The organism is Nocardiopsis camelliae (genome assembly GCF_028993595.1).
Classification (GTDB): Bacteria; Actinomycetota; Actinomycetes; order Streptosporangiales; family Streptosporangiaceae; genus Nocardiopsis; species Nocardiopsis dassonvillei.
Genome location: NZ_CP118614.1, coordinates 721701 through 736784 on the forward strand (window position 1 = coordinate 721701; position 15084 = coordinate 736784).

10 protein-coding genes and 2 tRNA genes are annotated in these 15084 nt (G+C 74.8%); 11 read left to right on the forward strand and 1 reads right to left on the reverse strand.

The features are described 5' to 3' along the window. The first annotated feature begins 119 nt into the window (after positions 1-119). From PV789_RS03425 to PV789_RS03475, 11 genes are all read left to right on the forward strand, one after another. The gene (locus PV789_RS03425; RefSeq protein WP_274976125.1) at positions 120-1922 is read left to right on the forward strand and encodes a DUF2397 family protein; all 1803 of its coding nucleotides are present in this window, start codon (positions 120-122) and stop codon (positions 1920-1922) included. Next, the gene (locus tag PV789_RS03430; RefSeq protein WP_274978034.1) at positions 1922-3322 is read left to right on the forward strand and encodes a TIGR02678 family protein; all 1401 of its coding nucleotides are present in this window, start codon (positions 1922-1924) and stop codon (positions 3320-3322) included. Before PV789_RS03425 ends, PV789_RS03430 begins: the two co-directional genes overlap by 1 nt. Then, complete coding sequence (locus PV789_RS03435; protein WP_274976126.1) at positions 3267-8021, forward strand: TIGR02680 family protein; 4755 nt, start codon at positions 3267-3269, stop codon at positions 8019-8021. Before PV789_RS03430 ends, PV789_RS03435 begins: the two co-directional genes overlap by 56 nt. Before the next feature lie 127 nt (positions 8022-8148). Beyond that, on the forward strand, positions 8149-10179 hold the full coding sequence (locus tag PV789_RS03440; RefSeq protein WP_274976127.1) for an AAA family ATPase: 2031 nt from the start codon (positions 8149-8151) through the stop codon (positions 10177-10179). 162 nt (positions 10180-10341) lie between these two features. Next, a tRNA-Thr gene (locus PV789_RS03445) sits at positions 10342-10417 on the forward strand. A 102-nt stretch (positions 10418-10519) separates the two neighbouring features. After that, positions 10520-10595, forward strand: a tRNA-Met gene (locus PV789_RS03450). Between the two features lie 79 nt (positions 10596-10674). Further along, on the forward strand, positions 10675-10839 hold the full coding sequence (rpmG, locus tag PV789_RS03455) for a 50S ribosomal protein L33 (protein ID WP_013156089.1): 165 nt from the start codon (positions 10675-10677) through the stop codon (positions 10837-10839). Positions 10840-10979: 140 nt separating this feature from the next. Further along, complete coding sequence (locus PV789_RS03460; protein WP_274976128.1) at positions 10980-11429, forward strand: MaoC family dehydratase N-terminal domain-containing protein; 450 nt, start codon at positions 10980-10982, stop codon at positions 11427-11429. After that, the gene (locus PV789_RS03465) at positions 11426-11854 is read left to right on the forward strand and encodes a MaoC family dehydratase (RefSeq protein ID WP_097636072.1); all 429 of its coding nucleotides are present in this window, start codon (positions 11426-11428) and stop codon (positions 11852-11854) included. The genes PV789_RS03460 and PV789_RS03465 overlap by 4 nt, the downstream gene beginning before the upstream one ends. Before the next feature lie 2 nt (positions 11855-11856). Beyond that, positions 11857-12921, forward strand: a complete 1065-nt coding sequence (locus tag PV789_RS03470; protein ID WP_274976129.1) for a UDP-N-acetylmuramate dehydrogenase — start codon at positions 11857-11859, stop codon at positions 12919-12921. 327 nt (positions 12922-13248) lie between these two features. Beyond that, entirely contained in the window at positions 13249-13842 is a 594-nt protein-coding gene (locus PV789_RS03475) for a TMEM165/GDT1 family protein (RefSeq protein WP_212641604.1), read from the forward strand. A 110-nt stretch (positions 13843-13952) separates the two neighbouring features. Here the strand turns inward: PV789_RS03475 and PV789_RS03480 are convergent, their stop codons facing one another. Next, positions 13953-15002: an adenosine deaminase gene (locus PV789_RS03480; RefSeq protein WP_274976130.1), complete on the reverse strand. Its 1050-nt coding sequence runs from the start codon at positions 15000-15002 to the stop codon at positions 13953-13955. Positions 15003-15084: the final 82 nt, after the last annotated feature.

Sequence of the window (15084 nt, forward strand, 5' to 3'; positions counted from 1 at the left end):
CCAAAGTTCCTCAAAAGTACATAACTCCTGCTCAAAACGGGTGACGCGGCCCTCTTCCCGGGGCCGGAGGGGGCCGAAACGGGCGTGGCGCGCCCGCGAGGTCTCTAGTCTGCTGAGTTGTGGGACTCAACCAGTGGACGGACAACCACGCGGACGACGGACGCGGCGCCGACGGGCGGCCGACGCCACGGCACGGCCGCGCCTCTCTGCTGCGCCTGGCCGCCTGGTTCGAGGAGGCCGACCCGGACCGCGCCGACGCCCTCGCCGCCGCCTCGTACGCCCTCCACCCGGCGCTCCACCTGGAGGGGAGGGTGGACGAGGGTGTCGCCGCCACCACCAGTTGGTGGCAGGCCGACGCCGACCGCAGCACCGTCACCGAGCACCCGGGCGCCCGGCCGCCCGAGCCGGTGAGCGACCACCGCGCCCAGCAGGCGCGCCTGCGCGACGCCGCCGAGTCCTCCGCCCACTGGCGCCGCGCCGGTGCCGCGCAGATCCGCTCCCTGCTCACCGAGCCCACGGGCCGCCGCGCCCGCCTGGACCTGTCCGGCGCCGGGATGGAGGTCCTGATGGAGCTCCTCACCGCGGCCCTGGGCTCCGGCGACGCCAGCAGGCGCCCCACCTCCGCCGGGGACCTGGAGTTCGCGCTGCGCCTGCACGTCGTCGCCGCGCCGGGCGCCGACGTCACCATCCGGGGCGAGGGTGGGGAGCTGACCCTGGAGGGCCTGCGCCTGCTGGTGACCCCCTACGAGCAGCACGGCCCCGGTGACCTCGAACCGCTCCCCGGGGAGCCGGAGGAGGGCGGGGCGGACCCCCTCGCCGTCGGCGCCCCCGAGGGGGAGGACCCCTCCGCCGCTTCCCGGGCCCACGCTGACCCCGACGCCTCCGCGAGCCCGGGCGCTCCTGCTGCCCCTTCCACCTCTCGGCCCCCGGGCGCCTCCGAGGACTCGGAGTTCCCGGACGGCGCCGCTGACACCGAGGCATCGACGGTTCCCTCGGCCCCGACGGACACGGAGGGCCCCGAGGCCCCGGCCGCCCCGTCCGCACCCGACATCCCTGAGGCCCCCTTCGACCCTCGGCTTCCCGTCACACCCGGAAGCGCGGAGTCCCCGGACGACCCACTGGCCCCCGCCGACTCCGCCGCCACCGTGAGCCCGGACGCCCTTGGCGGCACCCAGTCCTCGGCCGCCCCGTCCGTTTCCGACGGCCCTGAGGCGCTCTTCGACCCTCGGGTTCCCGTCGCATCCGGGAGTGCCGAGACCTCAGACGATCCGCTGGGCCCCGCCGTCTCCGGACACCCTGCCGCCCCGGACCGCTCGACCAGCCCGGAAGCTCCTGCTGGCGCCGAGGCCCCGACGGCTTCCTCCGTTCCGCCAGGTCCCGAGGGCCCCGAGGGCCCGTCCGTTTCCGACGGCCCTGAGGCGCTCTTCGACCCTCGGGTTCCCGTCGCATCCGAGAGTGCCGAGTCCTCAGACGATCCGCTGGGCCCCGCCGTCTCCGGATACCCCGCCGCCGCGGACCGCTCGGCGGGCCCGGGCACCCCGTCCGCGCCCCGCAACCCCTTCGCCCAGCCCGCCTCCGAGGACCCGAAGGCCCCACCGTCCCCGGCCGCACCCCGTACCCCCCGGACACCAGCAGGGTCGACGGAACCCCTCTCCCCCCAGTCCCCGGCGGTCCCGCCCTACTCCGCGCACCCCCGCGCCCCGTCCGTCCCGGAGATCCCCGGGACGCCCACCGCCCCGTCCTACGCGGACATCCTGGGGATTCCGGCCCCCTCAGCGCCCCCGCGGCCCTCCCCGGACCCCGACTCGGCGCCCCGCCCCGAGGACACCGAACCCACCGGTAGCCTCCCTGGACCGGACCCGCGTCCCACCGGTCCGGACGACCTGTCCGCGAACCCGCCCGAGAAGCGATCGTGGGAGTGATGGAGACGGACACCTACAGCGAGGACGCCGCGCTCATCGGCGAACGCCAGGCCGCGGCCCGCGCCCTCCTGGCCCACCCCCTGCTCACCGAGCGCACCCACCCCGCCGAGTTCGCCCTCGTGCGCTCCCACACCGAGTGGCTCGTCCAACGGTTCCAACGCGTGCTCGGCTACCGCCTGACCGTCGCCGAGGACCACGCCCGGCTGGTCAAACGCGGCCTCGTCACCGAGGTCGCGCGCCCCCTCGCACGCGGGACCGGTGCCCCCTTCACCCCGCGCACGCACACCTACCTGGCGCTGTCCCTGGCCGTCCTGGTCGAGGAGCACGGCCCCACCACCGTCCGCGGCCTGGCCGCGCGGGTCCGCTCCGCCGCGCACGAGGCCGGGGTCGACGCCGACCCCGCGCGCGGCCTCGCCGAGCGCCGCGCCTTCTGCGCCGCCCTGCTCCACCTGGTCTCGCTCGGCGCCCTCACCGAGGACTTCGGCGCCATCGCCGACCACCGTGAGGACCCCTCCGCCGACGCGGAGCTGATCCCGCACACGCAGGTCCTGCGCTCGGTCGCCGTCCACCTGCCCCGTGCCTCCGACGACCCCGACTCCTTCCTCGCCGCCGCACGCGACACCGACCCCGAGGGCGACCACCAGGGCGAGACCGCCCTGCGCAGGCTCCTCGCCGAGACCGCCGTCGTCTACCGCGAGGAGCTCCCCGACCGCCAGCGCGACCGCCTCGCCGCACACCAGTGGCGGGCCGCCGCGGCGCTCGGCAACCTCCTCGGCTGCGACACCGAGGTCCGCGCCGAGGGCGTCGCCCTCGTGATGCCCGACGAGGCGGGCGCCCGCCCGGTCTTCCCCTCCGACGACCCCGTCGGACAGGTCGCCCTGGCACTGGTCCGCCACCTCTCCGGCCGCCTGCACCCCGGCCGCCCCGCCACCTCCGCCCCGGTTCCGGAGGAGGAGATGAACACCGCGCTGGAGGCCCTCTGCGGCGACGACGCGCCCGCGCGGGCCGAGTGGGCCCGCACCGCGGGACCCGAGATCCCCGACCCCGGACGGCTCCGCGAGCGGGTCCTGGTCCTGCTGGCCGACCTCGGACTGCTGCGGGGCGCCCCCGGGCGGTGGCGGCTCACCGCCGCGGCCGCCCGCTACGGGGCCGAAACGGACATCCGCGTCCCCCCGATCCAGGACAATGACGAAGACAGCCGGACACACCCCGATCCGGTGCGCGCCCCCGACGACGACGAGGGTGGACCCGACGCCCCCGACGCTCCCGCCGACCCCCGCGGCGACCTGGGCCGGGTGGCGTCCGTGCTGCAAGCGGTGGCGAACGAGAAGGTGAGCGCGACCAGTGGTGACTCAGGAGACCAGCCAGGCCCCGGAAGCGGCGGCGACGGGTCCGGCTGATTCCGCCGGTACCGGCGCCTCCGACGGCGTCCCCCGCTACCGGCTCGAACGCGCGGGCATCCGCAACGTCTGGCAGTACGACGACCACGTCATGGACTTCGCGGAGGGGCGGCTGCTGCTGCGCGGCCGCAACGGCGCGGGCAAGTCCAAGGCGCTGGAGATGCTGCTCCCCTTCCTGCTCGACGGCGACGTGCGCCGCCTGGACACCACGGGCACCAACCGCACCAGCCTGCGCTGGCTCATGGCCGAGGACACGCGGCCCGGCCGCCTCCACGGAGCCGGGGAGGACGGCCCCGACCTGCTCGGCTGCCCCGGCGCGGAGGGCGAACCCGCCGACGGCCCGCACGGCGCCGACGCCCCCGGCGGCCCCGCCGGGGAGGAGTCCGGCCCCGCCACCCGGCTCGGCTACCTGTGGGTGGAGTTCACCACCGAGCGCGGCGACCGCGGACTCGACGCCGCGGCCCGCTCCGGAACCGGCCGGGGGGCCTCCGCGCTGCTCGCCGGTACCGGCGCCAGCAGCGCCTCCGCCCTCCTCGCCGCCAGCGCGGCGGCCAGCGCCGCCGAGTCCGACGCGGCGGCGCGCGAACCCGAACCCGAGCCCCGCGACCCCGACGCCCCGCCCAGCCACCTGACCCTGGGCGCCGCCGTCATGGCGGTCGGCGACTCCGACCCGCGGTGCGTGTTCTTCGTCACCGACCGCCGGGTCGGCCACGACCTCGAACTCGTCACCGACGGCCGCCCCAAGCCCGTCGACCGCCTCCGCTCGGAGATCGGCGCCGACAACTGCTTCACCAGCCCCGTCCCCTACCGGGCCCGCGTGATGCACGACCTGTTCGGCATCGACGACTCCGTCCGCTACCGCAACCTCATCCACCTGCTCTACCGGCTGCGCCGCCCCACCATCGGCGACCGCCTGGAGGCCGGTGAACTCGTCGGCGTCCTGTCCGAGGCGCTGCCGCCCATGGACGAGACCATCCTGGACGAGGTCGCCCGCAACATCGCCGACCTGGAGCGGGCCCGCTCCGACAAGGACGCCCTCACCGAGGCCGGGGCGGGCGTCACCGCCTTCCTGGAGGACTACCGGGGCTACCTCGTCCACACTCTGCGCACCCGGGCCGCCGAGGTGCGCGAGCAGATCGACGCCGCCGCGGACCGCACCGAGGAGACCGAGCGGCTGCGCGCCGAACTCGACGGCCTCATCACGGCGGAGAGCCAGATCTCCGAGGAACGCGACCAGGCCCGCCGCACCCGCGACACCGCCCGGTCCGACGACACGACCCTCGCCGCCGCCCAGGGCGGCGCCGCCACCGCCACGGACGGCGAGCGCCGCGCCTACGACGCCGCCGTGGGCGCCTACATCCGCGCGGCCGAGGCCGCCTGGGTGGCCGCCGAGCACGCCGAACGGGTCGAACACCACACCGTCGAGCGCATCGGCGAGGACACCGCCACGATCGAGCGCGCGCTCGACGTCCTGCGCCAGACCCACGCCGAGGCCGCGCGCGCCGCCTCCGCAGCGGGCATGGACCCCGGAGTCCTCGGCACCGTCCCCGACCCGGTCGCCGCCGTCCACGCCCCCCGCGAGAGCACCACCCGGGTCGACCTGCGCGGACTCGAACAGGCCGTCGAACGCGAACCCGTCGAGGGCGTTGACCTGGACGGCCTTCGCGAACGCCTGGGCCGCCTCCACGACCGCCTCACCGGAGCCGCCGACCGCGCCGCCGACCGCGCCGACCTGGCCGCCCGCCTGACCGGGCTCACCGCCGCCGAGGCCGCTGCCGACCGCCGCCTCGTCGCGCTGACCAGCGAGGCCGAGTCCGCCGACGCCGTGCTCGAACGCGCCCACCAGCGCGAGCAGGACGCCGTCGGCCTCGTACGGCGCCAGAGCGCCGCCTACGCCGAGGGCGTGCGGGAGTGGTCCGCCCGGCTGCGCGACTCCAGCCACGCGCACGCCCTGGGCGGGGCCATCCACGAGCTGGAGGGCAGCGTCGAACTGCCCATCGACGACGCGCTGCGCGTCCTGGACCCCGCGGTCCCCGGCAGGGTGGCCCGCCTGGCGCACGCCGCCGTGGACCCCCTCCTGGAGGAACTGCGCGCACGCCGCGACGTGGCCGTCGGGGAGGAGGGCCAGCTCTCCGGCGAACTCGCGGAACTGGCGGACCGGCGCACCAAGAACGCCGAGCACGCCCCCGAGCGCCCCGGATGGGCCACCTACCCGCGCCCTGAGGGGGACGGCCTCCCCCTCTACCTGGCCGTCGACTTCGCGGACGGGCTCAGCACGCGCGAGCAGGCCGGCCTGGAGGCCGCCCTGGAGGCCAGCGGACTGCTGGCGGGCTGGGTCCGCGCCGACGGGGCCCTGCACGACCCGACCACGCGCGACCTCATGGTCTCCCCGGTTCCGGTCCCCGCGCTGTCGCGCCCCGTCCGCGGCCGGACGCTGCTCGACGTGCTCGTCCCGGCCGCCGGTCCCACCGCCGGCCGCGGCGTCGCCCCCGACACCCTGCGCGCCCTGCTCTCCTCCATCTCCCTGGACTCCGAGGCGGAGCGGGCCCGCGACCCCGAGGACGCCGAGGCCGAACCCCGCCACCGCAAGGACAGCCCCGGAGCCGTCGCCCTCTCCAGCGCCATGTCCCTCTCCGGCGGCTGGCGCCTGGGAGTGGCCTCCGGCGCCCACTACAAGAGCGAACCCGAGTACATCGGCGAGGCCGCCCGCAAACGGGCCCGCGACCGCACCACCGCCAACACCGACCGGCGCATGGCGATCGCCGAGGCCCTGCTCGCCGAGGCGGGCGAGCGCCGCTGGGCCGTCGAGCACTCCTACGCCGAACTCCTGGAGGTCTCCCGCGACCTGCCCGACGCCGCCCCCCTGATCCGCGCCTGGGCCGCCCTGGAGACCGCCCGGGACGACGTGGCCGCCGCGCGCCGCGCCCACGACGTGGCCCGCGACGCGGCCGAGGACTGCCGGGCCGAACTGCTCGACGTCCGCGAGAGCCTGCGCCGCGCCTCCGCGGTGGAGGGCACCCAGGAGGGCGGACCCGCCGCGGGGGAGAGGGACCTGCCCACCGCGCGCGCCGACCTGGACAGCGCCCTGCGCGCCCTGGACCACCTGCGCGTCCTCATCGCCTCCGCGCTGCGCGACCTGGACGTCCTGGCCTGGGAGCTCGCCGACCACGAGCACCACGTCGCCGCCTGGCGGGCCGTCCGGGCCGACCGGGTGCTGGCCGAGGACGCCAGAGCCGCGGCGATCGACGACATGATCACCGTCCGCCGCCAGATCGAACTCGGCGACCGGGCGCGGGGCGTGGCCGACGAACAGCTCGACGCCGCACGCGAGCAGGTCGGGGCCAGAGCCGAGGAGGCCGCCCAGCGGCTGCCCGAACTCGAACGCGACGCCCAGCGCGCCCGGGACGAACGGGTCAGCGCCGAGGCGCGCCTGGCCGCGGCCACGCGCCAGCGCGCCGAGCAGGTGAGCCGCGCGCTCGCGGCCGGGGACGGCCTGGTCGCCTCGGTCAGCGGGACCGACGAGTCCGGGGCCGAGGCACCCGACGCCGTGCTGCTGCGCGCCGCGGGACTGGGCGCGTGCGCCGAGGACGACGCACCCCTGGCCGCCTACCTGGCCGCCCGCGCCGAGACCGCGCCCCCCGGGCCCGACGCCCGCCTCGCCCTGCTGGAGGCCTTCGTCATCGCGATGGAGGAGGGCCTGGCCGCCCCGGAGGGCGACGAGGAGGCGGACGCGCCCCGGGTCGACGACAGCACGGTCCTGGCCAGCCGCGAGGACCTGGACCGGGTGCTCGCCTCGGCGGGCTGGGCGCAGGTCCGCACCGAGATGAGCGAACCCCGGGGCGTCAAGCGCCTCACGGTCCACGACGAGGACGGCGCGCACGACGTCACCGCCTACGCCGAACGGATCGCCGCCGCGGTCGCCGGGGCCGAGGAGAGCGTCGCGATCGCGGAGGAGGAGGCCTTCGAACGGCACCTGCTCGGGGAGCTGGCCGGCCACCTGGCACGCCAGGTCGAGGAGGCCAGGGCCCTCATCGCCACCATGAACCACGTCCTCAAGGACGTCACCACCTCGGCCGGTCTGGGCGTGCGCCTGGACTGGCGGCTGGCCCCCGACGCCGGCGCGGACATCGAGGCGGTCGTGCCGCTCCTGGCCACCCCGGCCCGGGAGCGGACCCGCGTGCAGACGACCCGGCTGCGCGACGCGCTCCGGCGCTGCATCGAGGCCATCCGCCGCCTGGACCCCACCGCCACGGGGGGCGCGCAGCTGCGCGCGGCCCTGGACTACCGGTCCTGGTTCACCTTCACCGTGTACGTGACCGACGGCGCGGGCGACGAGCGGCGCCTGGGGCACCGCACGGCGCTCAGCCAGGGCGAGCAGCGCGTGGTGGCCTACCTGGTGCTGTTCGCGGCCGCCGCCGCGCACTTCGACGCCCTGGCGGCCCGCGCGCCGTGGGCGCCGAGGCTGATCCTGCTCGACGACGCCTTCGCCAAGGTCGACGAGCCCACGCACGGGCGCCTGCTGGGCCTGCTGGTCGAACTGGACCTGGACTTCGTCCTGACCTCGGAACGGGTGTGGGGCTGCTTCGCCAGCGTCCCCAGCCTCAACATCTACGAGTGCCTGCGGGACCCGAACGTGCCCGGGATCGCCACCCTGCACTTCACGTGGGACGGCAGCAGGAGGCGCCTGGTGGGGGTGTAGGGGAGACCGAGGCGGGGGAGGAGGCCAGTCGGCCCCTCCCGCGACGGAGACCGGCGTTCGGCGAGTGCTTCCTCCCGTCCTGTCCTAGTCTGCTTGTGCGGAGACGACACGTGAACGGGGTGACGTAGTGACTCGGGTACCCGAGACGTTCGAGGGTGGGACGGCGCTCCTGGACGCTCTGGCGCGCTCCGGGCTGCCCCGGGAGGTCAGCTCCTGGGTCGGCGCCGCCCTGTGGGGCGAGGACGCCCTGGAGGCCCGCCTGAGGGGCGAGCGCGTCCCCGAGCCGGAGCCCGTCGCCGAGCCGCCCGCGGGCAGGGTCCGGCGGACCTACCTCACCGGGATCAGGGTCCAGGGCTTCCGGGGCATCGGCCGCCCCGCCGAGCTCGCCTTCGACGCGGGTCCCGGGCTCACCGTGATCGTCGGGCGCAACGGCTCGGGCAAGTCCAGCTTCGCCGAGGCCGCCGAGGCCGCCCTCACCGGACGCAACCCCCGGTGGGACGCCATGCCCACCGGCTGGCGCGACGGCTGGCGCAACCTCCACTACGACGAGCGCACCGAGGCGACCGTGGACGTGCGCGTCGCCGGGGACGAGGGCTCCACCCGCATCAGCCGCAGGTGGACGGGCGAGAGCGTCCGCTCCGCGCGCGGCGAGGTCGTCCGCCCCGACGGCGAGGTCTCCCCCCTCCGGACCATGGACTGGGGCGACAACCTCGTGCGCTACCGCCCCTTCCTGTCCTACGACGAACTCGGCCGCACGGTCACCGGGCGCTCGGCCGAGCTGTACGACACGCTCACCGGCCTGCTCGGGCTCAGCGGCCTGACGGAGGCCGAGCGCCGCCTGGCCAAGGTGTGCGACGGGCTCGCCAAGCGCCGCGACCGGCCCTCGCGGGAGCTGCGGTACCTGCTCGACGCGCTCCGGGCCTCCGACGACCCCAGGGCCGCCCAGGCCGTCCAGCTCCTCACCGCCTCCTACTTCGACATGGACGCCCTGCGCAGGCTCGCCTCCGACACCGGGCCCAGCGACCCCGAGCTGCACACGGTCCTGCGCCGCCTGCGGCGGCTGGCCGTGCCCGAGCGGGCGCTGATGTCCGACGTGGTCAACGAGCTGCGGGGCGCGTCCATGGAGCTGGCCATGGCCGCGGGCAGCAAGGGCGACCGCGCGCACGGGGTGGTCAGGCTCCTGGAACAGGCGCTCGAACACCACCAGCGCCACCCCTCCGAGACCGAGTGCCCCACGTGCTCCTCGCCGCTGGGCGCCGACTGGACGCGCCGGGCCAACGCCCAGCTGCGCGCCCTCAAGCCGCAGGCGGCCGTGGTCTCGGCCGCCTACGAGCGCGCCGACGCGGCCAGGGACCAGGCCCGCTTCCTGATGTCCCCGGCGCCGGGCTGGCTGCCACCGGAGAGCGAACTGGGCCAGGTGTGGTCGCTGTGGGAGTCCGGCGCGGACATCGAGGACCTGGCCGAGCTGGCCGAGCACGTCGAAGCGGTCGGCCGCAGGCTGCGGGCGGCCGCGGTGAGCGCTCGCCGGGACGCGAGCGAGCGGCTGGAGGACCCGACCGGCGGCTGGTCGGAGCTGGCCGAGCAGCTCTCGGGGTGGCTGGACGACGCCCAGGACGCCCTAACCGCGCGCGAGGTCCTCAACGGGGCCGAGGCCGCGCTGAACTGGCTGTCGGAGCAGGCGAGGATCCTGCGCGAGGAGCGGCTGGGGCCGGTCGCCGCGCAGGCCGAACAGGTCTGGTACCGGCTGCGCCAGGAGCGGCACATCGACCTCCAGGGCATGCGGCTGATCGGCCGGGGCGCCCGGCGCCGGGTCGAGGTGGACGTGTCGGTCGACGGCGTCGGGGACCAGACCAGCGCGCCCGGGCTCCTGAGCCAGGGCGAGTTCCAGGCGCTGGCGCTGTCCATCTGCCTGCCGCGCACCCTGGTGGAGGGCAACCCCTTCGGCTTCCTGGTCCTGGATGACCCGGTCCAGGCGATGGACACCGAGACCGTGGAGGGCCTGTCCGCGGTGCTGGCGGAGGTGGGCAGGCACCGGCAGCTGATCGTGTTCACCCACGACACACGCCTGTCCGACGCCCTGCGCAGACTGGGCCTGCCCGCCGACATCCGCAGGATCAACCGGGACGCGATGTCCAACGTGTGGGTCGAGGCGCTCTGAGTCACAGTCGGGGCGCCGGAACCGCTGTGAGCAGGGGTTTCGGCGCCCGGGTGCGGCCCGGGGGCGTTCGATTTGGCAGACCACCCCCGAATCCCTGTATAGTCATGACCAGCGCAAGGGGGCAACGCCCCCGGGGCGGACGAGAGAAAGCCCCACCAGCGCGCCCCTTTAGCTCAGTCGGCAGAGCGTCTCCATGGTAAGGAGAAGGTCTACGGTTCGATTCCGTAAAGGGGCTCCACCACTTGACGGGGTACGGTCCACTCAGGTGGGTGGCCGGAGGGAGCATCCGCCGGCCTGCACCGGGTCGCAGCCCTGGTAGGGTTGTGGTCCCGTTGATCGGGGCGGGGTAGCTCAGTCGGTAGAGCAAGCGGCTCATAATCGCTGTGTCGTCGGTTCAAGTCCGGCCCCCGCTACCAACCCGCTGACCCCTGAGCCCACATCTCAGGGGTCGTCGCGGGCGCTTACTACTGTTTCCAGCGAGAAAGGCACTCCGAAGTGGCTGCCACCGACGTGAGGCCGAAGATCACCCTGGCCTGCCAGGAGTGCAATCACCGGAACTACATCACCCGCAAGAACCGTCGGAACACCCCCGACCGTCTCGCGATCAAGAAGTTCTGCCCGAACTGCCGCAAGCACAACGAGCACCGCGAGACCCGTTAGGTCCCGCGCGAGCGTCCCTGTCGAGCGCGATCGTCTCCGCCGCGACGTCGCAGAGGCAGTTCTCGAAGGCTTCCAGCCCGGTGAGCGATCCGCTCACCGGGCTGTTCGCGTGTCCGGGCCCCTTCACGACAGGAGAGAGCGTGGCGATCAACCCTGACTACCTCGGCCGGGAGTACCCCGCGCCGGAGGCCTACGAGGTCACCCGGGGCAAGATCCGTGAGTTCGCCGAGGCGGTCAACGACCCCAACCCGGTCTACACCGACCAGGCCTCGGCCCGGGCGGCCGGACACCCCGACGTGGTCGCCCCGCCCACCTTCCCGGTCATCCTGGGGATGGCGGGCTCGGCCCAGGCCATCGCCGACCCCGACCTCGGCCTGGACTTCTCCCGGGTCGTGCACGGCGACCAGAGCTTCCGCTACAGCCGTCCGCTGTGCGCCGGTGACGTCCTGAGCAGCGTCACCCGCATCACGGCCATCCGGGCCCTGGGCGGCAACGAGCTGCTCACACTGGAGACCGCGGCACACGACGCCGACGGCGAGCACGTGGTCACCGCCACGATGATGCTGGTCGCGCGAGGAGGAGAGGCATGAGCAGGCTGCGCCACGCCGACGTCGAGGTCGGCACCGAGCTCCCCGAGCGCACCTTCCCGGTCCGCCGCCTGGACCTGGTCCGCTACGCGGGCGCCTCGGGCGACTTCAACCCGATCCACTGGAACGAGCGCTTCGCCAAGTCGGTGGGGCTGCCTGACGTCATCGCGCACGGCATGTTCACCATGGCCGAGGCCGCGCGGGTGCTCACCGACTGGGCGGGCGACCCCGGCTGCGTCGTCGACTACTCGGTGCGCTTCTCCGCGCCCGTGGTCGTCCCCGACGACGACGAGGGCGCCGAGATCACCGTCGGCGGCAAGGTCAAGACCAAGAACGACGACGGCACCGTCACGGTGCTGCTGACCGCGCGGTCGGGCGGCGCCAAGGTCCTGGTGCAGTCCAAGGCCACCGTGCGCCTGGCGAGGTAGACGTGACCGCACTCTCCGAGTACACCACCCTGCGCCTGGGCGGCCCGGCGCGGACCTTCCTGGTCGCGGGCACCACCGACGAGCTGGTCGCCGCCGTGGCCCGCGCCGACGCCGCCGGCGAGCCCGTCCTCGTCCTGGGCGGGGGCAGCAACCTCGTGGTCTCCGACGACGGCTTCCCCGGGACCGTGGTCCTCGTGGACTCCAGGGGAGTCTCCTTCGAGGAGGCGGGCACCGACGAGGAGGGCGAACCGGTCGTGCTGCTGCGCGCCGAGGCGGGCGTGGAGTGGGACCCGCTGGTGGAGCGCGTCGTGGCCGAGGGCCTCAGCGGGCTGGAGTTCCTGTCGGGCATCCCCGGCCGGGTCGGCTCCACGCCCATCCAGAACGTGGGCGCCTACGGCCAGGACGTCAGCCAGACCATCCGCGAGGTGCTCGTCCACGACCGGCGCACCGGTGAGCGGCGCCGGATGACCAACGCCGAGTGCGGCTTCAGCTACCGGGACAGCGTCTTCAAGGGCGACGACCGCCACGTGGTGTGCGAGGTGGTCTTCGCGCTGCGCCGCTCCGAGCTCAGCCGTCCGATCGCCTACGCCGAGGTGGCCCGCACTCTGGGTGCCGAGGCGGGCGCCCGGGTGCCGCTGGAGCGGGCGCGGGAGACCGTCCTCGGGCTGCGCAGGGGCAAGGGCATGGTCCTGGACCCCGCCGACCCCGACACCCGCAGCGCCGGGTCCTTCTTCACCAACCCGGTGGTCACCGCCGAGGAGTTCGCGGCCGTGCGCGAACGGGCGGCCGCCCGCCTGGGCGCCGACGCGCAGGTGCCCGGGCACCCCGACGCGCGGGGGGACGTCAAGCTCTCCGCGGCCTGGCTGATCGACCGCGCCGGGTTCACCAAGGGGTACGGCGACGGTCCCGCGCGCATCTCCGGCAAGCACAGCCTCGCCCTGACCAACCCCGGCGGCGCCACCACGAAGGACCTGCTGGAGCTGGCCCGCGAGGTGCGGGCGGGCGTGGAGGAGGCCTTCGGGGTCCGCCTGGTCAACGAGCCGGTGATGGTCGGCGTCTCCCTCTGAGCCGGTGCCCCGCGCTCCGGTCCCAGCCGCGCCCAATTTCGGAGTTGGGCGCGGCCAACTTGTTTTTCAGGGCGGGCTGATAAAACAATTCAGTAAAGCCATGAATTGCATTATCCTTCTGTTCTGCCATAAAGTCGGAGGCGTCGAAGGGGAGTAGTCCCCAATGCGTGCGATCGACACACTGGCCGCCCCGCGGCCCGGTCGTACGAGCCCGGCCAGGCCAGACAAGCCGAGCCAGGAGCGGACGAGACCTTTGACCCGGAAAAGACCGGGTTGAAGTGGTGTCCGCCTCCTTCTGCCCAGACAACGTCGGACGGAAGGGGAGGCATGACGGGGTTCGCCGCCGGACTGGCATTCAGCGCCTTCGCCATCTTCATCGCCGAAATGGGCGACAAGACCCAACTCGTGGCCATGTCCCTGGCCACCCGCTACCGGGCCCTCACGGTCATCCTCGGCATCACCGCGGCCACCGCGGTCGTGCACGCGGGCAGCGTCCTGCTGGCCGAGGTCCTGGGCGCGACGCTGCCCACCGACTGGCTCACCCTCGCCGCCGGTGTCGCGTTCCTGTTCTTCGGCGCGTGGACCCTGCGCGGCGACGAGATGAGCGACAAGGACGAGGCCCGCGCCGCCTCCCGGCGCATCCGCTCCGCGTTCGCGACCGTCTTCGTCGTCTTCCTCGTCGCCGAACTCGGCGACAAGACCATGCTCGCCACGATCACCGTCGGCACCCAGCACCACTGGCTGCCCGTGTGGATCGGCTCCACCGTGGGCATGGTCGCGGCCGACGCCATCGCCATCGCGCTGGGCGCCGTGCTCGGCAAGAAGCTGCCCGAGCGCGCCATCCAGATCGGCGCGGCCACCCTGTTCTTCGTCGCGGGCGCCGCCATGCTGGGCCAGGGCGCCTGGATGCTCCTAGCCTGAGCCCTGAGCCCTGAGCCCTGAGCCCTGAGCCCTGAGCCCTGAGCCCTGAGCCCTGAGCCCTGAGCCCTGAGCCCTGAGCCCTGAGCCCTGAGCCCCGAGCCGGTGGCGGCTCAGTCCCCGGCGGGTTCCGGGTCGGCGGCCAGCCACGCGTCCACCCCGGCCAGCAGCTCCTTGCGCAGCGACTCCGGCGCGCCCGAGCCGCGGACCGACATCCGCGCCAGCTCGGCCAGCTCCGGATCGGAGAACCCGAGCACCTCGCGGGCGATCCGGTACTGCTCCACCAGGCGCGGCCCGAACAGCAGCGGGTCGTCGGTGCCCAGCGCGACCGGCACCCCGGCGTCGAAGAGCGTGCGCAGCGGCAGCTGCCCCAGGTCCTCGTACACCCCCAGACCCACGTTGGAGGTCGGGCAGACCTCCAGCGTCACCCCGCGTTCGGCGATCCGCTCCACCAGCCGCGGGTCCTCCACGGCCCGCACGCCGTGCCCGATCCGGTCGGCGTCCAGCACGTCCAGGCACTCGCGCACGCTGCGGGGCCCCTGGAGCTCGCCGCCGTGCGGCGCGGAGAGCAGCCCGGCCCGCCGCGCGATCCGGAACGCCCCCTCGAACTCCAGGGCGCGGCCGCGCCGCTCGTCGTTGTTCAGGCCGAACGACACCACGCCCCTGCCCGCGTACTGGCGGGCCAGGCGGGCCAGCACCTTGGCGTCCAGCGGGTGCCTGGTGCGGTTGGCCGCCACCATCAGGCCGACGGGCACGCCGGTCTCGCGCTCGGCGGCGCGGGCCGCGTCCAGGAACAGCTCCAGGGTGGCGGTGAGCCCGTCGAAGAGCGACGCGTAACCGCTCGGGTCCACCTGGATCTCCAGCCAGCCGGACCCGGCCGCGCGCTCGTCCTCGGCCGCCTCGCGCAGCAGCCGGTAGACGTCCTCGGGTCTGCGCAGCACCGACCGGGCGATGTCGTACAGGCGCTGGAAGCGGAACCAGCCGCGCTCGTCCGTGGCGCGGAGCTTGGGCGGCCACTCCTCGACCAGGGCCTGGGGGAGGTGGATGCCGTGCTCGGCGGCCAGCTCCACCAGGGTGGGATGGCGCATCGATCCGGTGAAGTGCAGGTGCAGGTGTGCCTTGGGCAGCCGGTCCAACCGGCGGGCGCTGGTCGGTGTCTCCATGACGTAAGCCTGCCGTATGCGGGGCGCCTCCGGTGCCAGGACGCCCCATCCGGCCGCGCCGGGACCGGCCCCGTACACGCCG